This is a genomic window from Mycolicibacterium diernhoferi, assembly GCF_019456655.1.
Taxonomy (GTDB): Bacteria; Actinomycetota; Actinomycetes; order Mycobacteriales; family Mycobacteriaceae; genus Mycobacterium; species Mycobacterium diernhoferi.
Genome location: NZ_CP080332.1, coordinates 1,971,576 through 1,996,842, shown reverse-complemented (window position 1 = coordinate 1,996,842; position 25,267 = coordinate 1,971,576). Strand labels below are relative to the sequence as shown.

At 62.7% G+C, this 25,267-nt stretch carries 10 protein-coding genes, 3 pseudogenes and 1 other annotated feature; of the genes and pseudogenes, 5 read left to right on the top strand and 8 right to left on the bottom strand.

Annotated elements, in window-relative coordinates; translation table 11 throughout:
• Nucleotide 1: 1 nt before the first annotated feature.
• Genes drmC through drmD form a run of 5 tightly spaced genes read right to left on the bottom strand, consistent with a single transcriptional unit; the run spans nt 2 to nt 14,078 of the window.
• Entirely contained in the window at nt 2-706 is a 705-nt protein-coding gene (gene drmC, locus K0O62_RS09365) for a DISARM system phospholipase D-like protein DrmC (protein ID WP_073858579.1), read from the bottom strand.
• Nucleotides 696-2,747 carry an MrfA Zn-binding domain-containing protein gene (drmB, locus tag K0O62_RS09360; RefSeq protein WP_073858578.1) on the bottom strand — a complete coding sequence of 684 codons (2,052 nt, stop codon included), beginning with the start codon at nt 2,745-2,747 and terminating at the stop codon, nt 696-698. The genes drmC and drmB overlap by 11 nt, the downstream gene beginning before the upstream one ends.
• Nucleotides 2,747-6,460, bottom strand: coding sequence for a DISARM system helicase DrmA (gene drmA, locus K0O62_RS09355; RefSeq protein ID WP_073858577.1), 3,714 nt, complete (start codon nt 6,458-6,460; stop codon nt 2,747-2,749). Before drmA ends, drmB begins: the two co-directional genes overlap by 1 nt.
• Nucleotides 6,460-10,533, bottom strand: a complete 4,074-nt coding sequence (locus tag K0O62_RS09350; protein WP_073858576.1) for an Eco57I restriction-modification methylase domain-containing protein — start codon at nt 10,531-10,533, stop codon at nt 6,460-6,462. Before K0O62_RS09350 ends, drmA begins: the two co-directional genes overlap by 1 nt.
• Entirely contained in the window at nt 10,533-14,078 is a 3,546-nt protein-coding gene (gene drmD, locus K0O62_RS09345; RefSeq protein WP_234800239.1) for a DISARM system SNF2-like helicase DrmD, read from the bottom strand. Before drmD ends, K0O62_RS09350 begins: the two co-directional genes overlap by 1 nt.
• Nucleotides 14,079-14,233: 155 nt before the next feature.
• Between drmD and K0O62_RS09340 the strand changes: the two genes are divergently transcribed.
• From K0O62_RS09340 to K0O62_RS09320, 5 genes and pseudogenes are all read left to right on the top strand, one after another.
• A complete protein-coding gene (locus K0O62_RS09340) occupies nt 14,234-15,379 on the top strand; it encodes a helix-turn-helix domain-containing protein (protein WP_073858575.1) in 1,146 nt (381 codons plus the stop codon).
• A gap of 693 nt (nt 15,380-16,072) precedes the next feature.
• Nucleotides 16,073-17,549 (top strand): annotated as a pseudogene (locus tag K0O62_RS09335) (Mu transposase domain-containing protein).
• A pseudogene (locus K0O62_RS09330) lies at nt 17,546-18,217 on the top strand (ATP-binding protein); the annotation flags it as partial. The pseudogenes K0O62_RS09335 and K0O62_RS09330, both read left to right, overlap by 4 nt.
• Before the next feature lie 46 nt (nt 18,218-18,263).
• Nucleotides 18,264-19,504 (top strand): IS3 family transposase gene (locus tag K0O62_RS09325; RefSeq protein ID WP_372512867.1). Its coding sequence is split into 2 segments (ribosomal slippage): nt 18,264-18,549 and nt 18,549-19,504, totalling 1,242 coding nucleotides; the frame shifts between segments, so codons are not numbered across the junction.
• Nucleotides 18,539-18,655 (top strand) — a sequence feature (AL1L pseudoknot). It overlaps the preceding gene by 117 nt.
• A 26-nt stretch (nt 19,505-19,530) precedes the next feature.
• Nucleotides 19,531-19,671: pseudogene (locus tag K0O62_RS09320) on the top strand (ATP-binding protein); the annotation flags it as partial.
• Nucleotides 19,672-19,951: 280 nt separating this feature from the next.
• Here K0O62_RS09320 and K0O62_RS09315 read toward each other — a convergent pair.
• From K0O62_RS09315 to K0O62_RS09305, 3 genes are all read right to left on the bottom strand, one after another.
• Complete coding sequence (locus tag K0O62_RS09315; RefSeq protein ID WP_079244064.1) at nt 19,952-21,076, bottom strand: PDDEXK family nuclease; 1,125 nt, start codon at nt 21,074-21,076, stop codon at nt 19,952-19,954.
• 80 nt (nt 21,077-21,156) lie between these two features.
• Nucleotides 21,157-21,903 carry a PDDEXK family nuclease gene (locus K0O62_RS09310; RefSeq protein WP_131830354.1) on the bottom strand — a complete coding sequence of 249 codons (747 nt, stop codon included), beginning with the start codon at nt 21,901-21,903 and terminating at the stop codon, nt 21,157-21,159.
• Between the two features lie 203 nt (nt 21,904-22,106).
• Nucleotides 22,107-25,193, bottom strand: a complete 3,087-nt coding sequence (locus K0O62_RS09305) for a DEAD/DEAH box helicase (protein WP_073858570.1) — start codon at nt 25,191-25,193, stop codon at nt 22,107-22,109.
• Nucleotides 25,194-25,267: the final 74 nt, after the last annotated feature.

Genomic DNA, 25,267 nt, shown 5'->3' with positions numbered 1-25,267 from the left:
GCTACACGAGCTCGTACAAGCTCCCCCGCTTGCTGGCCATGGTCGACTCAATTGATGCTGCGAGACCGCTGTCGTGAATCAGCAGACCGAACTCGATGTTTCGGTTCTCAGCGTTGTACGAGAAGTTTGCACTTGTCAGCAGAACGACCTCATGGTCGACGACAATGAACTTGGTATGGCTGACGATCGGCTGTCCATTCGGCAAGTTGGCTGAGCGGTAGACGTTCGCCCGCGGGAGCCGTGCCTTGACGCCGCCAGGGTCGCCCTTGCCTGCGTCGACGTAGACACACACAACCACCTCGGGCTCCTCGGATGCTGTCTGGAGTGCGTCCCACATGCTCGATGTCGATGAGAAGTTATAGGTCGCACACGTCACCGAAATGCGGGCCGCGGCGACGACCTCGTGAAACTGATTGGTCAGATGTCCGGTCGTGGCTTCGTTTCCGGGCATCGTCCACACCGGTGTGAGGTCGCGATGCACGGACTTGGCACCTGCGATTCCGCGGAGCACCGCCACCGACAGAGCTGGTTCAGTGTGTCCGATTCCCGCGGTCTTCAACAGATTTGCGGCTCGGTCGCGACGGGAGTGGCTTATCGATACGAGTGCGTGCGCGGTATGCTCACCGGCGTCGATGAGTGCTGCCAAGCTTTCGGCCTCGGTAGCGGTCAGGTACTCCCCCAGTTGTTTCAACGGATCATCGGACATCAGGGCTCCCGAAGAACCCTGGCACCGGCTTGCCGTGCGCGCTCGGCAATGTGAGCAAGAAGCGGCGGTCGAGGAACCGGTTCGCCCTCTCGCACGATGTCTCCGAGGCGAAGGTGCAGCAGTGGCATGCCGCTCCATGCAGGAAATCCTCGGGGTCGCTCGGAGTTCGCATGGCGCACACAGGGTCCGACGAGCACCGGGCCGCCCGCCGTAGCGCGTTGATCACTAGGCCTTGCAGTCGAGCCGGCTCTGACAACGCGACGAGACCTCCCAGGGTGCCTTCGCTATCTGAGGCAGTCGTGCAGATCAGCAAACCGGCAGCGCCCTCGCGGTGCGCGGAGGCCGGCCAGCCGTAGATCCGTTCGGTAAGGCTGGCCGCACCGTAGCCACACGACATTGCCATTTCACGGATCAGTACGTGAGACAGGGTGTGCAGCAACCAGTATCGAGGTGCAGGTAGCCGAGTGTCAGGCTTAACGGCTTTGGCGGTCTCGGAGAAGCGTCGGGCGAAGTTGCGCCGGTTAGCCGCCTGGTGTGCCGTCCACAGCGGCGTCGTATAAATGATGTTCTCCCAGGCTTCGACGGCATCGAGGCTGAGCTGCAGGAAGATTCCTTCGCCGCGGTCCTCTGTCGCGGGCACCCACGTCGGCTTCCCGTTGCGGGTGAGCTTGACCAGGCGCCCAGGCAGATCGTTGACCCGGTCCATCTCATCGAGACGGGTGAACCCGATGAAGGCATTGACCTTCTTCATCTGGTTGACCGCGACGACGCGGCTGATCTGCGGGGGAAGCTCGGGGCCGCGGGCCATGTCGGTCACCATCAGCCCCGTGGTGTTCTTCTGGGAGGGGAACAGCGCAGGCTTCTGGAGATACTGCCATTCGGGGACCAGGAGTTCTACGGGATCCCAGTCGTCGCGCTTCTTCTTGCGCTCCTCGTCGGACTCTGGCGGCGTGAGCGCGTCGGCAATCGCGGTCGAGAGACTCTCATTCGAAACACCGCTCAGGTCAATATCTTTCATACTTGCCATCGCGCGGATAACGTCGAGTTGTCCAGCAAACTGCTTGACGGTGTCGACCCCGAGTTCCAGCCGGAGCAGGTCGCCGAGGGCTTCGGCTTTCTCTGCGTCGGTACGCGGCATGACGATGATCGACTGCGTGGAGGCGAACCACAGGTTCGAGGCACCCATCATGATCAACGTCGGCCGCGCGTCGCACTCTTTATCGAAAGCGTTCAAATGTGGGTGACGTCCCCGGCACGTCGGCGGCAACTTGTCGCGGCCCACCGAGCCCTGTGCCTCTGCCATGCCGCGGTTGGCCCCACATTGCGTGCATGCGATCATCGAGCCAACGCTCTTGCCGACGTTGGCATCACGCATCTTGAGGTCCGGTCGCTCCGCCTTGGGGCATCGCCGGCCGCGATGCACCCACAGTTCGTAGGGAAACTCGTCGACATGACCGTTGGTGCATGTCAGCAGATGCTGCGCGGGTACCGCGGGGCTTTCTCGCTTCCCAGTCTTCGCGCCACCGCGCTGCGCACCGCGACCCGGACAGCCCTTATGAGTGAACTGCGCGAGATCGGGCCGGAAGGGATGAGTATTGGTGTAGCTGAACCGTGGCAGCGGGCCGAGGTAGTCGCAGCCCGTGCATCGCAGCCACTGCGGGAATACCCTTGCGGGGATCCCCAAGTCGGCGCCCTCTTTGGCGAACGAATTCTGTTTCGGCTGCCAAGGATAGGGCCGCAGCGCGTCCACCTGCGGACCGAGGTGCATCCGGATCACATTGAGCAGCCGGGGCTCGATGATCGCCGGGATCTTTTCGCGCCGTTTCCAGATGGGTTCCCAGTCGTCGAGCCCCGCGGGCATCACCGAGAAACCGGGCAGATCCATAATGGCGCCCGGTCCGTAGGTGTACAGCAGCGACGACGGCCGTGACGAGCCCACTTTGGCGCGGTTCTTGACCACCGCGTCTTCGGCGTCGGTCAGCGGGTCCAGCGCCTCCCCCGGATCGTGCAGCATCACCTCTTCGGGTGCGGTGTCGGTCATCAGTCCTCGTCCCCCACTGGCAGGGTCCACCGTGGTGCTCCGTCGGGTACATGCGCGAAGAGCCGCTCTGGGATCGGGCTGACGAGGATGTTGATCTCCGGCTGCACTTCCCGCATCGAGTTCGCGACGACGAACGGCGCCTGATTCGACGACCCGACACCGGCTTTGGCGTTCTCGGGGCTCATCAGCAACGGCAGGTATTTGTCCCCTTCCCCGGTGCGCTCGTACACCAGGGTCCTGTGCATGTCGCTGGCGCGGTTGGCACGATCGACCCACCGATCGATGCGATTGACCAACCGGTCGCTGGCATACTTCACCCTGGCGTCATCCTGCGCCCCAGCCGAGATCCGGGCTTTGAGTCGTTCGGCCACCCGGTCGACCACATCCCGGTGTTCCTTGATCCGCCAGGCACTGCGCTCCTGGGAGAGCCCGTCATCGAGGGGCGCCTGCACTACGCGCGCCACGCTGACCAACAACCCGTCCAATCCTCGATCCAGCGATGTCGGCGAGTACGGGGTCACGGACAACGCTTCCACCTGAGAGTAGAACGTCTCATGGTAGTGACGGAACTGTTCGTAATGCGCCAGATCACGGGGACGCGCCCAATTGCCCAGCGTCACAATCAAACCGGGGCGTGAAGCGTCGCGGCCGACACGAGAAGACGCCTGAATGTACTCGGCGGTGTTCTTGGGCTGACCGACGACGAGCATAAGCCCAAGTCGCTGCACGTCGACACCGACCTGCAGCATCGAGGTTGCCAGTACCACGTCGAACGGCGCCTCCTTGCGGGTGGGCACCTTCTTGCCGTCGCGCTGTGCAGCCATTCGGGCCTGGAAGGCTTCGGTGGTGTCATAGTCGGGGTCGAACTCCAACCCCAACCTGTCGAGGGTGCGGCCGATCTCCGACGACGCGATCCGCGCGGTGAGTTCACCGGTGTTCAGCAGACCGAACGCGGCCCCGTGTCGGGGTGGGAATCCGGAGTCTTTGCGGGGCCGCTTGATCCGATTCTGCACATCGTCACCCATATAGCGGGTCATGCCCGCCAGCTCGCGGGTGGCGTTGAAGTATCCGACCAGCGTCAGGTAGGGGTCGGCGGCGATGCCGCTGCGGTCCAACAGCAGCTGCCCGGCCGAGAGCAGAACCTCCGAGACGCGGATCTCGGCGCTGGCCAGGCGCACACCCTGCGCACTCACCCCGATGTAGCGGCGCCCGGGGGTTGCCTTGGTGATCGGTATTTCACGGGAGAAATAGGTGTCGGCGACGTCGAGCACCTGCGGCGGAAAGATCTCCAGGCGCCGCCCGTACAGGCCACGCACCTGCTCCTGTGCGTTTCGGACGGTGGCAGTGGACGCAACGATCAACGGCCGCACTGGGTTTCCATCGGGTTTTTCCCAGGACGCGAGGGTCTCGACCGCAACCTCGAACAGGCCGACCGCTGTGCCCAGCGCCCCGGTGATCAGGTGCAGCTCGTCCTGGATGATCAGATCAGGGGGCCGGAGCCGGTTCACCGGGTGGACGGTGGCCGCGGGATATCCGGCCGCGGCCGGATGCGCGGTGGAGATGTTGCACGCCGCGTAGTCGGGATGGACGTAGCCATGGCGACCGCAGCGCCGGCCGACGTAGCCGAATAATGCCGCGGCTTCACTTTCGCGGGCCAGGCGGGCGAACTTGTCGACGGTGGCGATGACGAATGCCGGTGTCAGCCGGTAGATCTCCTCGTCCACGGTCAGAATCGGCAGACCCTCACTGACCTGCCCGCCTTTGGCGAACGGACAGCGGGCAAGGTCATCACCGCAGTAGACGAACACCCGCCGGGCCGTGGCGTCGGCTTTGACCTGTGCCGCGGAGATTGGGGTACCACACCAGGGACAGCGCTGGACCTGGAGCACGGTCAGCCGATGCGACCCGTATTCGTTGGCTTTGGTCAGCTGTTCGTCGGCTTCCTCGAAGCGTTTCGGGCTCACGTCGGTCCCCACCCACAGCCCGATCCGGAACGGTTCACTGCCCCAGGTGGCTTCGTTAGCTTGACGCGCGAGCTCGGCTGCGCACACCAGTGCGGTGGCTCGCTGGAACTGCTGGGCAGTAAGCAGCCGCAGGGTGTAGCGCATCAGCACCGCTACGCCGTCGCGGCCGTCCAGCGGGCCGTCGGTGGAATCGACGACACCTTGGCGGCGCCGGATCGCGAAGGTGTAGGCGGCCAGCCCGAGGTAGGCCTCGGTCTTGCCGCCGCCGGTCGGGAAGAACAACAACTCGACCTGCGCCAGGTGCGCGGCACTGCGCAGAGACGTAGCCGGGTCAGTTAGGGCTCCGAGTTGCATGAGGATGAACGCCAGCTGGAATGGCCGCCAGGATGCGGCTTTCGCACCCACTTCGGCGACCTTGCTTTGTGCATCGGCGATCGACAACGCGGGATCCGATGCCCGCAAGGCCGCGACCTGAGAGGCAATGCGCTGATCGCGCATCACGGCGTTCATGAACTGAAAGCAGCGCAGCGCTTCAACGTCGGCCACGACGTGTTCCAGCCCCGCTAGCAGTCGCTTGTGGGCCCGACGCGCTTCCACCAGGGCCAGGTCGGCAGTATCGCGAAGATGCGGCGGCAACTGCATGGTCGCGGCTTCTTGCGTGTCGAGCCAGTCCCCGTAGCCGTCGATCAGGGGCTGTAGTCCGGAGCGGACTCGTTCTGCTGTCGCGGTGGCTAGTGCATCCATGGATAGCAGTGCGTTTTCGACGTCGCGAGCCTGTGTCTGCGGGGTTTCAGCCACCGGCAGCCACGTGGTCCATACAGCGGTGGCGCGTCGCGAGCCCTTCTTGACGGTCCAGTCCACCGAGCAGGTCCGACCGATCGCGTACTCAAGCCTATTGCGGTACTGCAAATTTAGACGCTGCACTTCGGGGTCGTGTTCCGGCAAGTCTTGCTCGAGGACGTCGCACACCGGGAGAAATACCTCAGCTCCCCCGGCATCGACGTGGAGCTTGGTTTGGAACATCCACATCCCGATCGGGATCGGCATCGGTGTCTCGCGGTCGTTGCACAACGCGATCTCGATGAGCACCCGGCCATACGCAGCGTCGTCGTAGCGGTCCACCCGAAGACAGATGGTGTCGCGCAACGGGATCGTCGTCGTCTGCCCCGCATCGAGATCGGCAAGGCGGATCGTGCGGGGTTCTTCGACCGGAAGCCGTTGGAAAGTACGGATCGGACGCCCGGCCTTGGTGACCTTGTCGGTTTGCACCGACTCGTACGTTCCCCACGATGCCGTCACCGTGAACGCTTCCAAATCTGGCGGTACTTGAAACCGCAGACCCATCGATGAGGGAATCATCAACCCCTGCTTGGGCGCCCGGTCCTCAGCATCGTCGTCGGCAGCGTCTGCCTCACCGTCATCCGCCGCAAACGCAGGAATACCCCGTCCCTCAGCCGCGGCGTTCTCATCAGCACGGGCCTCAGCCAGCTCGCCACGCTCGGTGCCGTCGGCGGCGTCACCGTTACCGGCTGTGGCGCCGCTGAGCCGCACTGGCGCGATGTATCCGACCAAGTACTGGGAGCGTGGGCTAAAGGGCAACAACTCTTCAGGGCCATGGATCGGGCCGAGCAGCTCGCGCTCCAGAATGTCGACCAAGTTCTCTCGAACCGTGAACGACGAGCCGTCCGGCTCGAATGTCAGCTCATAGGACGACGCCGGTTCCTTCGCTTTCTCAGTGGCGCTAGTCATTACAGCAGTGTCCCTTGCTCGTCCGACAAGTTCTTGCCCCGGCGTCCCTTGCTTTTCGGTTTCGTTGCCTGCTTAGCTTCTTCGGCTGCTCGGCAATGGTTTGACTCCAACAACCGATCGAGAATCTCGACGCGTGCTGCGGTGCTCACCGTCCAGCGCTGCATCTGCCGATAAGTGTGGAAGCCGTGGTCGAGCGCGATGTCGGACCAGCCATACGCGTCCATTACCGCCTCGTCAAGTTCGACATGAATGGCCCGCATCCGGGCGATATCCGGGTCGGAAGCATCGGTGATCTGCGGATCGTTGACGAGATTATAGAGGTGCGTCAGACCAAACTCCCTGCGAAGCATCACTTCACGTCGTCTGGTATCAAGCAACTCGCCAGCCGCGGTCACTCGGTCGGTGGTTACGGGACGAGGAAAGGTCTCGAACACTGCTGATGGGTTGTAGGTGACACGCGTCTCGTGGGTAGTGCCATACCTGATGGCCCATAGGCTATGAATGGACGACGATAGAACTCCAAGAAGCGTTAGCGAATCGGACGCAAACACCGTCAAGCGGTCGCTGAATATTTGTGCGCTCGAAACTCGAATCGGCATCAGCGTGTCGCTTACCCGCGTCAACACAAGAACCGTATCGAGGTCTGCAATCGCCTTACGCATGGCTGGTCGTCTTTCACCAAACTGCCACCAATAGTCGCGGTAAACTTTTCGGTTGTTCGTCGCCCGCTCGGGCTTGACCACTTCCAGTATCCGCGAATACGGCAGTGAGAATTTCGTTGATTCTTCCTCTGGGCGATCATTAAAATCGATTATCCAACGGCGCGCGGAACAGTCAGGTCGCGAGTTCAGGTCCTCTCCGTTTAGGTAAGGGAAAAGCACGTGTGTGTTGGCTGGGTCGTCGGCGACCCACTGCTCCGCCTGCCCCGGCTCGACAATGAAACCCATTCCGATGGGTTTGCAGCCTTCGAACGCGATATCGGTATTTGTAGCCAGCCGTTGCGGCTTCCCGTCGACGCGGCCAGCGGGCTCCAACAGGGTTGAGATGCGGGGTACGGGAACATCGTCGCAGATCCGTGGCACGTCGTCCGCAATAGCAGCGAGGCTTCCCCACACCGCCGCAAACTCGAGGTTTGCGGTGGCAACAGGCCACGGCCGAGACTGAATCGCGCGCGTGATCGAGAACCCTGACGCGACCATACGGTCGAGACCAACTATTCGTGAATCACCCTGAGCCAGAGTATTAGTCGCGATCAGGCCAACCGTCCCGCGCCGGTTGATCAGCGTGTGCGCACGCAAGAAAAAGTACGCAACTAAGTCGGCCGCTCCCCGAGTTTCGCCAGCGAGTACATCGACGAGCCAGTCGCGGACGTTCGTTCCCACCGCACCCGTGATCCGGGATCCTCCGAGAAACGGCGGGTTCCCGACGATTGCATCAAAACCACCATGCTCAACGAAAACGTCAGCCGCTTCGATGATCCAGTGGTTAGGCTGCCACCGACGATAGTCGGTGGCCACGGTTGGCTTGAGACCGGCGTCGATGATCGTGTCGAGCATCGTTGAGGTCGCCACGCCGGATTCAGGGTGTGCGGCTTTGACTGCGATGCGCAGGTTTTCGTAGGCCTCGTCGAGCGCCTTGCCCGGTTTTCCGCCGAGCGGAAGACCCGCTGCAACGATGCCGTCCGCGATCCTACGCAAATTAGTTGTAACCTCACGTAATTGAGCAAGCTGGCGGCGTTTGGCTGCACTATTACGAGCCGGGTCGTTCTCGTCAATCTCGGAAGCAAGTTTGCGTCTAAGGTCAGCAGCTTTGGCGATGATGGCGTCGATATCAACGTCGAAGATGTCGAACATCTCCCCAGCGGGGACGCGTGATGGATCGATGTGCAACTTCCGGAGCTGGTCCAGGCTGGTGATGCCGAGCAAGGAGTTACCGAGGAAGATCTTGTCGTCGACGAATGAGAACGGCAGGTCTCGATCCAACGACACTAGCCATAACGAGAGCTTGCACATCTCGACGGCCATGTCGTTGATGTCGGCGCCGTAGAGGCAGTTCGCGACCACTTCGCGGATGGCTCGCCGGTGCAGGTCGCTGCGGTGGGCGTTGGCGGGGTCCTCGGCAGTCCACGCCTCGACGACTCGGTCGGCGAGATAGCTAGCGGCTGAGACGAGGAATGCTCCTGAGCCGCAGGCGATGTCGGCGACTTTCAGGCTCAGCAAATCATCTGAGGACTTGAGTCTCCACTCCGATTCATTGGCGGTCTGATAGGGACCGGGTGAGTAGCACAGTGGCTGCAGCGCGTGCAGGACGACTTCTCGGGCGAGTGACTTGGGCGTGTAGTGCGCTCCCGCGTTCTTACGGGACGGGGTTTCCTTGACCATTAGCCCGCCGTCGAGTACCACGAAAGGTCGGCCTCGGAGGTCCTGCCGCATGATTCCCAACCACGGCAGCACACGCTCACGCAACTTTGTGTCGTCGCCGACCGCTTGCGCCAGGCCGCTGATCACACTCGGCTCGATCTGGGCGCCAATGCCTTTGGTGATTGCGGCAGATGACTGAGTTTTGGCCGAGGGTTGATCACGTTCGATGTGTGCCCGGATCGCTTCGGCCAGCTTCTTCGGGGTGGTGTTAGCCTCCGCGAGCTGTTCCAGTTCAGACAGTGAGATCTCTGGTTCTTCGCCGCGGGCACCTTGCAGACCGAGGTAGATCCCATCGACTGTGACAGCGGTGTAACCCAGCAGACCCTCGTATATATAGCCGATCTGTTCGACATCGATGTCGCGGAAAGAGATTCGCCGTGCTTCACCGCCTTTGAGGACGGCCTGTTGCACCGAGCGCAACGCGTGTAACATCACCCGGTCCGACACGGTGATGGCCAAGGTGCCGTGCGCGGTGAGCGCGGTCAGGAACGGGAAACGCTCCGGGTCGAAGAGGGAACCGCCGTAGGCGGGCACCCGCATGTTCTCGAAGGACGCACCACCGTAGAGCGCCTGACTCGTGGCGAGCAGCCGATGCCACGTCAGCGAGGTGGCATCGAGGGCCTCTTCGCTTTCCTCGGCCTCGCGTGCTTGCAGTCGGTCCAGTTCGCGGGAGATTCCGTAACCTTGCTCGAACAACTCTCCTGAGGGCAGCAGGCCGCGTTCTTCGGCGAACAGCAGGAACACGATCCGCATCATGATTGTCACCGCGGCTTCATAGCTTTGGTGGGTGTCGGCGGGCAGTGGATCGGATTCGCCACGTTGTTGAGCGTCGCGTGCCGATTCGGAGAACGACTGGATGAGCAATTCCACTGCGCGACGCACCTGCGCCCCGAGGGCCTCGGTGATCTCCTCGGCAGCAGCCACGGATTCCTCGAACAGTACCGGCAGCCGCTCGTCTTCCGTGCCGCCGATGATGTGCTGACGCGAGATCAGCGTCAGGAAAGCGTCGCGGGTGCGGGTTTCCTCGACCCAGGTCAGCGCGTCGACGACACCGGAGGCGGTCATGGCGCCGGCACGTGCGCACACCAGTGCCCACCAGCGCCCGTCGGTGACGATGCCGATCGGAATGTCGTTGTCGCGCAGGAGCGCTTCCATTCGGTCGATCGGGGTGGCCGCCCAGAGGTCACTGGGGACCTGTCGCAATGAGTCGACAGGGTCGATCACCGACACGAGGGCGCCGATGGCGCCGTCGGGGTCCAGCAGGGCTGCCTCGGCGCCGACGGTGACGGCGCGGTTGGGTGATTGAGCCGTGATACCGGCGACGGGTCCCCAGGACAGGGACTCGGCCCAGCCGACGACGTCGCGCAGGACGGTTTCGACCCATTTGTCGCGGGCGATGCGGTACGCGTCGCCTGTCGTGCCGTCGTTGCCGGTGGCTCGGTCTGCGGCCTCCCATGCGGCTTCGAAGTCCTTGCGGGCGTACAGCAGTGCTTCTTTGCGTTCGTGGTCCAGGGCTGGCATGCCCTGGGGCCAGACCCGCTTGAGTGGTGCGATTGCCAGGAACGGGCCGTCGGTGTCGACGAGTTCGAGCCACGCGCGGTGCAGCTCGGAAACGTTGGGTGTCGCACGTTGTCGGGATGTGTGGGGTGCCATCAGCGCAGCCCCGCTTTCGCGTCTTCAGGGGTGAGGGCGAACACCACCGCGGCGGCGGTGGTGTGAGGTTTCACGTCGGCGTAGCGGCCGGTGATCGCGGCGATCTCGCGGGCCTCCTCGTCGTCGAGTTCATCGAGGCGGCGCTGCATTGAGTCGATGTCGCGGCGCCATTGCTTCTGCTGGTCGTCGGCCCAGAGCATGGCTTGGGCTTCGGCTTCCTTGCTGCGCAAGAGATCCAGTGATTCGCGCAGATTCGTCCGGAACGCGGCGAAGATGTCGCGGGCCCGCTGAATATCGGAACTTCGGCGTTTGTCCAGTTGCTCCAGCACGCGGGTGTGGCGGCGGTCGGCGCGGGCGTGCATGGAGTCCTCCAGTCGAGCCCGCAGTGGTGCATCTGGGGCGTTCCAGATGTCGCACAAGTCGTCGCGGACCCGGCGACTAGCCAGCGTCAGCCGGTCACCATCCAGTGCGTGGTCCAGGGCTTGTTCGGCTTTCTCCTCGGCCATCGCGCGCCTGCCCTTCAGTCGCACACCGACCAGGAACACCTCCTCGTGCAGCCGCACCCCGCCTCGGCCGACGAGCACCATACGGGTCACGGCAGCCACAAACGACTCCGCAGCATCGTCGATCACCACCGCAGTGACTCGGTTCAGGGTGGAGTCCACACTCCATAGCGAGCGGCGAAGCAGCCGTTGCGCTTTCTGCACGATCGGGTGTCCGAGGTGGACGTACACCAGGTCGGCACGTCCTTCAGCGGCGGTCGGGTCGAACGTGATCGGTCGCGGCACATCGGGTTTCAGCCGGGTAGCCAAGCCTTTGAGGGTGTCCTGCCATGCGGGACTCAGCGGCGGCATTTCGAAGACCTCGGCGTCGGTGTCGGCATCGCCCACTGGCTCCAGCGGAAGCTGATGATTGATCCGCAGTGCCGTGTCGACGACCCGACGCAGGTTCTGCGGTTCCAGATGCAGATCGGCGCGTGAGGCGTCGTAGCCGCGTTCGAGTTCGGTGAGCCGCGTATTGAGTTCGATGCCGCCGGCCAAGGCTTCCTGGATTACCTTGTTGCCGTCAAGCCCCTTGGCTTTGCGTTTGGCCGGTGCGCGTTGGGCGAAGTGTTCTTGGATCTCGTCACCGATCACCTGGTTCGCCGATCCCAGGTCCACCTCGACCTGAGCGATCTTCTTGGCGATGCGTGCCATGAAGTTCGCGTCGGCGGCGTAGGTGGAGGACTTGTCGTCGGGAACGAAGTGAAACACCTCGGGTGTTTCGGTTTGCCCGTAGCGGTCGATGCGGCCGATGCGTTGTTCGAGCCGGGACGGGTTGAACGGGATGTCGAAGTTCACCAGCCGGTGGCAGTGGTTTTGCAGGTCGATGCCTTCGCCGGCGGCGTCGGTAGCTAGCAGCACCCGCACCGGTTCCTCGGTGGGGTCGGCAGTGAACTGGGACCGGATGTACTCCCGGTCCTCGGTGGGGGTTGCGCCTTCGATGACGGCCAAACGGTCGGCGTAGCCGCGTTGTGCGAATACTCGCTGCAGCCAGCCGAGGGTGTGCGCATACTCGGTGAACACCACCACCCGCTCGTTGGACCAGTGGGTGCCGTCGGGCCGGCAGACCGCGTCGAGGAAGGTGATCAGCCGCTCCAGGCGTGAGTCGGGTCGGCTTTCGTAGCTCAATCCCCAATCGGCGAGTTTCTCCAGCTGACCGGGCTCGGCGGCGCTGAGTGGGTCCGAGGCCTTGGACTCACGCAGCCGCTCGGCCTCGTCGTGCTCCCACAGGCCTTCTTCCTCGTCGGCCTGGCCTTCACCGAAGATGTCGTCGTACTCGTCGTCGCGCAGCCCGCGCCCGGCTCGCGCGTCGCGGTAATGGCTAATCGTCATCCCGAAGGCGAACGGGCTGGACAGGAACCGCTTCTTGAGCAGCATGGTCACGATGTCGCCGCCCGGTTTGGTGCCGTTCTGCTTGGCGCTGCGGGTGACGATCTCGTCGAGCAGGGAGAACATCTCCTGTTCGCTGACCTCGGGCGTGAAGTTGAGGGTCGTTACCTGACGTTCTTTGAACCCTTTGCCCGTGAGATCGCGCTTGAGGCGGCGCACCGTCACGTCCTTGAGCGCAGCGGCGTCCAGCAGCGCGCCGCGGGAGAACCGGCGGGGGTCGATCATCTCCATCAGCGCGGTGAACGACTCCGGGTAGCCGTTGTGCGGGGTGGCACTCAGGAACAGGCGGTGCTCGCACGTGTCGGCGAGTTGGCGCACCGCGACGGTTCTTTGGGTGTCCACCGAGTAGCCGCGGCCGCCGGCAATGGTTGAGGGGCTCGACGGCGCGACGTGGTGAGCTTCATCGACGATGAGCATGTCGAAGACGAACCGCTTGCCCAGCTTGGGATTCTTTGCCTGGGCATAGACGTCGCGCAGCAATCGCTGGCAGCGCACCTGCGGCAGCCATGCCATGGACACGATCACCCGCGGATACAGCTGGAAGGGGTTGGCGTGCAGGCCGTGAGTGCGGCGCACCTCGGCCATCAGTTCGCTGTTCACGATGACGAACTGCAGGCCGAACTTGTCTCGCATCTCGTCTTGCCACTTAAGCGCCAAGCTCGGCGGGCACACAATAACTGCGGTGCGGGCTCGATGCCGCAGGAACAGTTCCTGCACCACGAGGCCGGCCTCGATGGTCTTGCCCAATCCGACGTCGTCCGCGAGCAGCAGATTGGTACGCGGGCTGGTCAGCGCACGCCGTAGTGGTTCGAGCTGGTAGGCCTCCACCGTGACACCGGACCAGAATGGCGCCTGGTAGCGGTTGGGGTCCGCCGAGGTGACCGCACCCCAGCGCATCGCGTCGATGAAGCCGGCCAAGGTGACGGGATCGTCGAAGCCTTCCGGGTTGATGTGCTCGGGTAATCCTTGCGGCGGGGTGACGGTCTTGCCGACCTCAAGCTCCCAGATCACCGACAGCTGTTCACCGAGGCGGTCCTCGTCGAGCGACTGGAGGTCGACGACGTGGTTCAGCTTCGCGGCTGCGTCGTCAGCCGGGCTGAGTGGTAGCCCCTGCGCCTGGACGTTGGCGACCGCCCACGTTGAGCCGCGCACCTCGACGACCTGACCAGGCTCGGGCAGGGACGGGGCGGCTACAGGCACAGGTGATCCTCCGGGTAGTGATGTTGCCGGCACAGTATCGCCTTCGATACCGACAACCGCCCGAATGGTGTCTTCGGACACTCCGAAGTGCTCGGCGGATCGCTTGACCATCTCGGCGACGGCGGTGTGTCTGCGGGTGGGGTCGGTGGTGGAGGTCGCGGCGCTGAAGTCCCGTCGGATCTTGTTTCGCTGGCCCGAAGTCAGCAGCTCCTCGGGCAACGCCGCCGGCAACTCGTCATGGAGCAGGTACTCGAGGGTGTCGTAGGAGATGCCGTACTTAGCTTCGAGATGCGAACAGGTGTTCCGCATAGCCCATTCGATGCCGTGTTCGTCGATCGCTTCTTGGACGGCTCGCCGGATCGTGTAGCGCTGCCCGGGTGACAGATGGTCAGCTTCGGCTCGACTCTCCCCCATTGCTCGAACCCTAGTTCCGACCAGCCGACGTCGTGGCGGTTCGCAGTGGAGACAAAGCACGCTCCTGTATGTAGCGCTGGAATGGGAGGTCGAGGACTAACGCCAGGCTAGCTGCGGTGTTGGGAATTTCCCAACACCGCAGCTAGCATGTCGTCATGGATGCGGAGCTCAAGGCGGTTGGTGATCGCATACGTTCAAGGCTCCCGCTTGGCATGAGCCAGAAGCGGCTCGCAGAGAAAGCTGGGATGACCCCAGACGCACTTTCTCGCGCCCTGAACGGACAACGAGGGTTCTCTTCCACCGAGCTTGCCCGCCTAGCCGACGAGCTAGGCGCTGACGTGTACTGGATGATCACAGGCAGAGACGATCCGAGAAAGGTAGAGATCGCCGCTCGACACAAGTGGGATCCAAAGCACCGCCGACGCGACAATCCTGGGCGCGACGTCGATGAGGCCGTTCTAGGCCAGGTGATCGCCGCCTACCAGGCAGCATTCCCTTCGGGTCCCCCAGCATCCAGGGCGCTGCCGAAGAATCCGCTAGCGCTCCGTGAACTCTTAGGCGAAGCGTTCGTCCGAGACTTCTCTGACGAAGTCGAGAACAAGCTGGGCGTGGATATCGTGCGCATCGCCGGCCTCACCACCGACTATTCGCTCAGGATAGGGTCCCGCTCGATCATTATCCTTGCCACTACGCCACGTTGGTTTCGAAGCAATTGGTCGTTGGCGCACGAGCTCGGACATCTTGCACTCGGTCATCACGATGGCTTATCGAGCACCGATAGAAAGAACGAGGGACCCGCTGACTCGTTCGCGGCCAACCTACTTCTTCCGAGTGAGGAAGTGTCCAATGAAAACTGGGACAGAAAAGACGAGGCCGGTCTCGCCCGGTACCTATGGTTCACTGGCGTCTCGACACAGGCACTAAGGAATCGCCTTGCCGCACTACAGATCAAGCCTGCCGCAGCGGTCGAGGACGCGTTAGTCCACACGACACCGAGATTGATTCGGGCTCACGCCGAAACCGAATGGATGATCGGCGGCGAAGCGGCGGTATCCCTGCGAGAACAACAAGCGTCAACTCGCCTCGTCCCCGCCGTTCTGGTGGACGCCCTTCACCGTGAAGTGGAAGCCGGTAACGCATCTCCAGAGCTCCTCGCCTGGGCTCTCGACGTTCCGGTCGACGAGATAGAATTCCCCGAGCCGGATGACAAAGCCCTCGCGGATGCCCGCGTTTCGGCGATCGAGAACCGTCCTAGCGCAGACGATTTGGCGAACTGGCTGGCGGTGAGCGAGTCCAAGTGACCGATCGCTCCCTGTCTTGGGAATGCATAGTCGATCGCGTAGCGGCGCGCGAGCTCCAAGCGTTCACCTGCACGTCCGACTTCCCCAAGACGCCAGACGGCCGCAAACTTCCCCACCCAAAGCAGTGGGAGCGCGAGGCACAAAGCCACCTCCGGGAGTGCTCGAAACGGCTCAAGAACGGGGACTTGCTCCTGGTGGGTCGAACGGACGACCAAACGATCGTCGCGGCAGCCCACCTAATCTTTGATACCGCTCCTCCACTCATGGAAGTGCATATAGGATGCCTCGCAGTCAGCGTGAGCGTCCGCGGTCAGGGCGGATCGGTAGCGAACGAGGCACTTGCGGTCGCAACTGAACTGGCCCTCGAACAAGCTAGCAGCTCAGGTCTAGATGCGGTTCTCACCGCTACCATCCATACCAAGAACAGACCGAGTGAATTACTCGCCGCCCGTGCAGGTTTCGAGCCGCTCTCAGTTCCGACCAATGACTACCAATCGTGGGCCCTTCGCCTTAACGCCTAACGGATCGCCTGTCCGTGGCCATGAAAAAGTACCCACTGGTGGCCAAGTTGAGGTATCCAGTTTTGGCCAGATAGAAGTATCCACCCCGTGTTCGTCGTTCGATCAGGAACTGCGGGCCCCGATGGTGACGGTGAAGGTGCCAACCAATCGCCATCACCACCGGGGAGTTCCATTGAAGTCTGCGAGGGACCGTATGGACATCATTTCTGCCTATCAACAACTCGGGTCGTGCCGGGCGGCCGCCGAGGAGTGTGGCACCACCCACCGGACCGTTAAGAAGGTCATCGACAAGTTCGAAGCCGACCAGTCCGGCATGCCGCCGCCACCGCGAGCAGAACGGACCCACAACTACGATTCGGTGGCCGAGTTGGTCACCGAACGCGTCGAGAAATCCAACGCTCGAATCTCAGCCGTTCGGCGCGTAACTTCCGTCGGCTGGTTGCGCAAGAGAAAGCAATGTGGCGCAGCAATAATCACTGCGGGCGCCGCCCCCGCGGTGTGTTCACCGGGTGAGTATCTGGTCTTCGACTGGGCCCAAGCCGCACCGGGACTATTCATCTTTTGTGCGGTGCTGGCGTTCTCCCGGTGGCGCTTCGTGCGCTTTGCCACCGACCAGAAAGCGACCACGACGCTGGCATTGATCGCCGAAGCCTTGGCCGCGATCGGCGGGGTCCCCGCCCGGGTCCTGGCCGACCGGATGGCCTGCCTCAAAGGCGGAGTGGTCGCCAAAGTCGTGGTTCCCACCCCGGACTAGGTACGCCTGGCAGGCCATTACGGGCTCGCCCCGGACTTCTGCCACCCCAACGATCCGCAGCTCAAGGGCATCGTGGAAAACCTGTGCGGCTACGCCCAACGCGACCTGGCAGTACCGCTGCTAATCGAAGCAGCAGTCACCGGTACCGCGGTGATCTACGGTCGGCCAACGCCGCTGCAGTGACGTGGTGCGCCGAGGTCAACGCCGCAGTGCACTCAGAGATCTGTGCGATCCCCGACCAACGCCTGATCACCGAACGCGAACTGCTGCAGCCACTACCGTCGTTGCGGCTGCAGATCGGGGCCGGCTCGGTGCTCCGCAAAGTCGACCGGCTCTCCTGTGTCCGTTACGGCTCAGCGCGCTACTCGGTGCCCACCCGACTGATCGGGCCACCGTGGCCGTGGTGATCGACCACAGCATGGTCTGCTTGGTCGAACCAACCACCAGGATGGTCGTGGCCGAACATAACCTCACCGCGCCGGGCTCGGCGTCAATCCTCGATGCCCATTACGACGGACCCCGCCCGCAATCGAGCCGCGGACCTCGCCCCAAAACCACCGTGGAAAAGCAGTTCTGTGACCTCGGCGTCGACGCACAGGCGTTCTTGGTCGGTGCAGCCGCTACCGGCAACACCCGCCTCGGATCAGAGCTGGAGATCCTGCTCGCCCTCGGTGCCGCCCACGGCGAACAGGCGCTCATCGCGGCATTGCATCGGGCAGTGGCATTCCGACGGTTCCGCGCGGCCGACGTGCGTTCCATCCTGGCCGCCGGAACCGGGGCACCGCAGCCCCGCCCGGCCCGCGACGCGCTGATCCTGGACCTGCCGGTCGCCCCGACCCGTTCCCTGGACGCCTACAAGATCAGCACCGTCATCGATGGCGAGGTGATCTCATGACCAAGATCCCACCGCTGATCACTGCGCAACCCATTGTCCCACCGTCGAGCCCGCCACTTGCTGCCGATCTGGATGCTGGGCTGCGCCGGCTCAAGCTGGCTGCGATACGACGTAGTGCACCCGAGGTCTCGCTGACCGCCAAGACTCAACGCTGGACACCCGAAGAAGTGCTACGCACCCTGGTCGAGACCGAGTTGGCCGCCCGCGATACGTCCAACATCGTCAACCATCTCAACGCTGCAGCCTTCCCAGTCGCGAAGACATTGGACTCCTTCGATGTGTCGGCGTCATCGATCCAGCCGAAGGTGTTCGACTACCTATCCAGCCTGGAATGGATTAGGGCGCAACAAGACCTGGCGATCATCGGGCCAGCCGTTACCGGCAAGTCTCACACCCTGATCGGCCTGGGAACCGCCGCAATTCACGCTGGCCACAAAGTCCGCTACCTCACCGCGGCCGACCTCGTCGAAACCCTCTACCGCGGCCTTCCTAACAACACCGTCGGCAAGACCATCGAATCCCTGCTGCGCGTCGACCTCATCAGCCTCGACGAACTCGGCTTCGCACCGCTCGATGACACCGGTACCCAACTGCTCTTCCGGCTCGTCGCCGGCGCCTACGAACGCCGATCCCTGGCCATCGACTCGCACTGGCCCTTCGAACAATATGAAGTACCCCAGGTTTTGTTCCGATCTTTATAGGAGGATCAGGAACATGCCCCGTCAGTATTCGCCGGAGTTTCGCGATCGTGCGTTGCGGTTGTTGGACACCATGATGGAAGCCTCGGATATTTCTGAGTTCGAGGCCATTAAGTCGGTGGCCAGCAAACTCGGCATCTCGGAGGAATCGGTGCGTCGGTGGCGACGCAAAGCTCAGGTCGATGCCGGCGAACGGTCCGGCACGACCAGCGCCGAGCACGCCGAGATCCGCAAGCTCAAGCGTGAAGTCGCCGAACTACGCAGAGCAAATGAACTTTTGAAGTCAGCATCCGCGTTTTTCGCAGCGGAGCTCGACCGCCCCGTGACGAAATGATCGCCTTCATCGATGCACATCGCGATCAATTCGGGGTCGAGCTCATCTGCCGTATCCTACGGGCAGCAATCCCGGGTTTCCTGACCGCCCGCGGCTACCGCGCCGCACGGACCCGCCCGGCCTCTGACCGCGAGATCCGCGACGAACAGCTGATCGCCGACCTCCGCACCGTGCATAAAGACAACTTTTCCGTCTACGGCGTCAAGAAGATGCACGCAGCGATGAAACGTCGCGGTTGGCACCTGGGCCGCGAACAAACACGACGGTTGATGCACAAAGCCGGCCTGCGCGGCATCCAGCGAGGAAGACCAGTGTTCACCACGGTCACCGACCCCGCCGATCAACGTCCAGTCGATCTGGTCAACCGCCAGTTCAATGCCGCCGCACCGAACCGGTTGTGGGTCGCTGACATCACCTTCGTGCGGACCTGGCAGGGGTTCTGCTACACCGCGTTCGTCACCGACGTCTGCACCCGCAAGATCGTCGGCTGGGCCGTATCGACCACGATGCGCACCGAAGATCTCCCGTTACAAGCCTTCAATCACGCTGTGTGGCAGTCAGACTCAGATCTATCTGAGTTGATTCATCATTCCGACCGCGGATCCCAATACCTGTCGCTGGCATACACCGACAGGCTGGCCGAGCTCGGGATCGCGCCCTCGGTGGGGTCGCGAGGCGATAGTTATGACAACGCCCTTGCCGAGGCCGTCAATGCCGCCTACAAAACCGAGGTGATCAACCGTGGCAAGCCCTGGCGCGGCGTCGACGACGTCGAACTAGCGACCGCCCAATGGGTGGCCTGGTACAACCAGGAACGCCTGCATGAAGCCCTCGGCTACGTTTCACCGGCCGAGTACGAGGTCGCCCTCACCGGCGCCTCACACCCTGCGAGCCAGCCAACCCCGGCCCTCGTACCCAACTAGGAACAAAACCTGGGGTACTTCAATAGGGACGATTCCTACCCGAGCAGACCACCGCCGTCAGCATCCTGGACCGCCTCCCGCACCACGCCACCGTCGTCATCACCGACGGCGACTCCTACCGCATGAAGGACGCCCAACACCGAAAGGAGAACCCCAAACCAACCTAGTGATTACCGCACGGGGCGGGTACTTTCATCCGGCCACCAGCGGATACTTCAACTTGGCCATTGACAATCGCCTGCACGAGGCCGTCGGCTACGTTCTACCAGCCGAGTACGAGGCCGCCCTCAAAGGCGCCTCACGCAGCGCAAGTTAGCCAGTTCAAGACAAGTCCAGTTCGGACGGCAACTGATACTCCACTTGCCAGACCTCTCGGATTGCCCAGTACATCCTGGCCACCAGCCCAGCCCTCAGCCCGCAGATCTTCCTGCCCCAACTCTCCTCGACTCACGTAGCTGGTCGAAACCCGACTCCCGCATCGGGGAATGCACTCGACAACGTTTCAAGTGCATCCACGGAGGTAGTTCCATCCCACTTTCGGAAAACTACCCACGTTCGGTCGCCGTCGATAATCGGGTACTCAACGAACCAGCTCCTCGGCTTCGCTGTCGGATGATCCGCTGCGAGCGCATCGACTAGAGCCTCCTCGTCAGTGATCTGTCCAGGAACCGACCTGAGGGCACGATTGAATAGCAACGCGGCCATCTTCTCGTACGCGACTCCGCGGTTCCCCAGCTCCGTGATCATGGTGCGCACCGCATGCCGTTTGCTCAACGGGTCAGACTCTTGTCCGTCGACGACGACGTGGTAGCGAGTAAAGTCACGTCGATCCGTCCCAATAGTGTTGCGTTCACGGGCGATTTCTTTCTTACGGAGCCGCACCTGGTAGTCGCGTGTCTCAGGTAAGGGCAGTACCTGCGTGATATCGATAAGCACCTGACCGTTGAGCTCGTAGGGAGCCATGCGGACGCATCGCACATCAAGCCCGTCAAAGTTATTAAGCCAAAGCACGGTGGTCGTAATTTCAATGCCGAAATCTGCCGCCACCAGAATAATTCGCGATTCGGATGAAATGACGACCTCATCGTCGGCGTCCTCAACGTCAAGAAACGCGACTAAGTCGTCACGGGCAGTGCCGAGATCAACGCTTTGCCCGCGGTGGCGTGCGTAAACACTGACCACCTCATCAAAGGTCATGGCCGAGACCATCGCTGCATACCGAAGCGCCTGAAGCTCCATATGCCCGCCGTCTTCAGTGCGCTTCAGTTCGATCACCACCAGCCGTCGCTGGCGATCGATCGCGAGGAGGTCGATCCGTCGGCGGGAATCCTCCCACTCCCCGAATTCCTCAGCGATGATCATCAGATCGTCATCCAGCGCCTCAGGATGTTCTCGGAGCAGACGCTGCAAGTCTGACCTCTCGCGGAGGTTCAAGGCACCGAAAGTCGCGACTTCCTGTCGCACCAACTTGCTCCCGTCAATCGCATACAACATCGTGCAGTCCTTTCGGTTGCCATAGCGTGCGGCGTCGAACTTCGGAACGTGATCGCGCAGACTTTCGTCCCGGTCCACACGTTGACTTCACCGGCGACGCAGCGCCCAACTTAGCCATCCCAACCACGGCACGACCAGCTCTCATCATTTGAGGATGCTCATCTCTTGGCCTTGCCGCCAGCGCGCTCACCCGCGCGGCCGACATCGCGTAGTTCAAAACGCACCCGGTACAGAAACCAGTCGGTCTTCACACCGAGGCGGTCCGCGTGAGCTTGTACATTCTCGGCAAGTTCCTCGTCAGGTTGACCGGTGACAATCATCAGGCGAGCCCCAGGCCGGCCCTCCAGCTCGGCGAGCTCCTTTAGCGCCTTCATGTACTTCGCCGCTTGCGCGACTATTCCCTGGTCGGGCACTTCTGCCTTGAGCTCTATTCCAACGAGCTCTCGGGTCTTCGTGTCGATGGCAACGAGATCAATCTTCGCACCAGGTGCTATGCGTTTCTCGCGGTCTCGAATACGGAGGTTCTTTGCCGCGTAAGCAAGAAAGTCTTGATTGAGCCATAAGAATCGAGACAGCTGAGCTTCGTCCTTAAACAACTCGCGCGTAGGCTGTAGTCCGCGTACGGGACGGGCAGCATCGAAAAAATAGATCCGCGACTTCGGAGTATTGGCTGGGTCCACCAGCTCGGGACTGAAACCTACACCCGCCGCGTGCAATTGATCTGCAAGTTCCAACAGGAGCTTCTGCGAAGTCCGGGCATACCCGGCCTCCCGCACCAGTACCCCTAAGGTGCTGCTGGGCATGTGGCGGAGCTGCCGAACGCTCACCGGTGTCTTCTCTACACGCTGACGCGTTTTCTCGACCAAGCGAGCGATTCGGTCAGCTCTCGTCAGTTTTGCAGCCATGGGCAGATCCTCTTCATCCAACAACTGAACAATGAGACCAACGTGCAGGATTGGGCGCTACGTTCTTATCACGGGCACCGGCATTCGCCGGGCTGTTCGAGGGGCTGGCAGTCCTCGTTCCAGATACACCACCCTGATACGTGCGAACCGTTCCGGCGGCCACTAAGACGTGCCCAACGAAGGCGTCCCCGCCGTTCACCTCGCTAAGCCACCGCCGCCCGCGCACCCAGGTACACCTCCGCCGGCATCGGCCGCTTCAGCCGCCACGTGATCGCCATCGGCCGGTCTCCCTCATGCGACACGTAGTCCGCGGGCCCGAGGAAAATGTAGGGCGCAGCCCCGAGCGCGTTGGTCTTCGTCTCCCGCACGAACAGCAGGATGTGCGAGCCCTTCGCACGGTGATTGATGTAGCGCTGCCCGGTCGGTGACGCCGAGGTGGTCGTCGATTGCGACTCCCAGTGGAACAAGTCTGAGCTGAGCGCGAAGTCGCGGTACATCGTGGTCGGCGAGTAGTCATTGTCTGACTTTTTCAGCGTGATGAGGAAGGCGTCGGCGTTGGCCGCCGGGCACCACGCCACCCCCTCCCGCATAGTCGAGGGCGTCCGCTTGTCCGACACCCAGCCGAGGCCGGCGAGAATTTCTTCTCGTGAATACGTAGCGTGCAGAGCCAACGGAACGTCGGCCAGTTCCGGCACCAGGTCTCCAAGCGCATATGTGCTGCGGTGCGCCGCTTCGAAGGCGATGTCCACGACCTGGCGCATCTCCGCCGCTACCGCTTCCCCACGGAGCGCTTCGAGTCCGGCTGCCGCAGTGTCGAATCCCCCACCGTTCGGGTAGAGCGAGTAGAACAGCATGTTCGCCAATCGCTGCTCAGTCACAGCACCACCGTCCAGCAGCGCTCGGTACGCGTCCGCTCGCTGTCGGTCATCCACGTGCGCGAGCGCCTTGACCCGCTTCACGAGCTCGGCTTCCCGCGGATCGAGCTCCTCCCCCAACTTGCCGGCAGCACGGCACAGCGTCGTCCATGACCGGTCGGTGCGCAGAATGTCCTCGAGCCCCCGTCCGGATTCCTCTAGATACGAGGCCAGCTGGTCGTTGGGGTGCGCCCGAACTTCGGAAACCAGCGCCGCTTTCTTCGGCGAAATCTGCTGACGCACGTTCTCCAACACCAACTTCTGCGCGACAGCATCCAGCACGATTTGGCTGCCCGACGGCAGGAACGGAAACCCGTGCTTGATCTCTCTTTCCAGCTGTTTCCGCCCCAACCCAGTGAGCGCTCGGAACCGCTGATCGAACCGGAACTCCTTGCGCTGATGGCCTACAAAGTCCAGCGCCGTCAGCACCGACTTGCCCGGCGCCAACCGCAGTCCGCGCCCCAACTGCTGCAGAAAGACCGTCGCACTCTCCGTCGGCCGCAGAAACAGAACGGTGTCCACCACCGGAATGTCCAGCCCTTCGTTAAAAAGGTCCACGGTGAACAACACGTTGATTTCGCGGTTGCGCAGGGCCTCCAGCGCTTCGCGGCGCTCGGCACTGTCGTCGAGGCCCACCACCGCGCGCGCCGGAATTCCCGCGACGACGAACTTCTCCGCCATGTATCGGGCGTGCTCAACGCTGACACAAAACCCGAGCGCCCGCATCGATCCAACATCGGCGATCTTGTCCCGGACCTGATCGAGCACGATGCGCGTACGGGCGTCGTCGGCGGTGTAGACCTCGCTGAGCCGGGCGAGGTCATATCCGCCGCGCCGCCATTGCAGCTTTTCGAGGTCGGTGCCGTCGTACACCCCGAAGTAGTGGAACGGGCACAGCAGGTTTTGTTCCAGCGCGTCCCATAGCCGCAGCTCTGCGGCCACGCGTCCGCCGAAGAATTCGCGGACGTCGCTACCGTCACCGCGTTCGGGCGTGGCGGTAAGTCCAAGCAGCTCCATGGGGGCGATGTGGTCAAGGAGGCGGCGATAAGACGGCGCCTCAGCATGGTGGAACTCGTCGATCACAACGACGTCGAAATGATCGGGTTCAATCGTGGAAAGGCGTCCATCCGTCAGCGATTGGATGCTGGCGAAGACGTGACGCCATTGCGTCGGTTGGTCTCCACCGACCAGCAACTCGCCAAAGGTGGGATCGGTGAGGACCTCCTGATACATCCGGCGTGCCTGGGTCAGGATCTCCTTGCGGTGTGCGACAAACAGCAGCTTCAGGTCCCGCCCGTGCACCTCGCGGGCCAGCCGGCGATAGTCCAGCGCGGCAATGACGGTCTTACCCGTGCCGGTGGCCGCAACGATGAGGTTGCGGTGACGGTTATGCAGTGCCCGTTCGGCGTCGAGCTGCTCCAACAGCTCGGCTTGGTACGGCTTGGCCGTGACCTCCAAACCGGACAGCGTGATCGCCAACGGGTCGCGCTGCTTCTTCCCCGATGCGATTTCCAGTGCGTTGCGCAGCCTCGCCCCGTCCTCTGCGGGTCGGTACCTCTCGAACTCGCGGTTCTCCCAATAGGAATCGAAGGTCGCACGGAACTTATCCAACAGGTGTGGCGTCGCGACCGCCGACAGTCGCACGTTCCATTCCAAGCCATCCACCAGAGCCGACTGCGACAGGTTGGATGAGCCAACGTAGGCGGTGTGGAACCCGGTGTTACGCCGCAAGAGCCACGCCTTCGCGTGGAGCCGGGTCATGTTGGTGTCGTAGTTGACGCGGACCTCGGCGCCGAATTCTTCGACCAGCCTGTCTAGGGCCTTCGCGTCAGTAGCACCAATGTAGGTCGTGGTGATGACGCGCAACGGGACTCCGCGCTCGCGCAGTTGGGTGAGCTCGCGCTCCAGGAGACGAATTCCATGCCACTTCACGAAGGCGCACAGGAGGTCGACCTCGTCCGCGCTGGCCAACTCGGCGCGCAGCTCAGCAGCGAGGGTCGGTTCATTCCGCGCGTTGGTCATGAGTGCGGCATCCGACAGTGGTGTGGCCGGACGCGGTGGCCGAACCGAACCCAGTGCGTCAGCCGTGACGGAGTCCAAGCGTCGAATCTTTGTCGGGTCGTCCTGGTCCGGCACATGGTCGAGGAGCTCGGGGTCGCCGAGAGCTTCCAAAATCTTCTGGGTAAGTCGCGCTCGCTCTTCTGCGCCCCGCGCAGCACGCAGCTGCCGCTCGATTAGCGGACTCAGGTGGCGGGCGAGGACCAGCGCCTGTTCAGACTCATCGACTGTGCTCAGCTCAGTGTGCAGGCCCGTATTCGCGCAGAGCGCGGAGCGAAGGCGCGACGTAAGCACTGACTCATACAGTCCGGTTTCCACGCGGTGAGGCTAGCGCGGCTATGTGACAACTTGCGCAGGATCTGTCACGCGCAGCGCGGCGTTCCGCGCCGGGG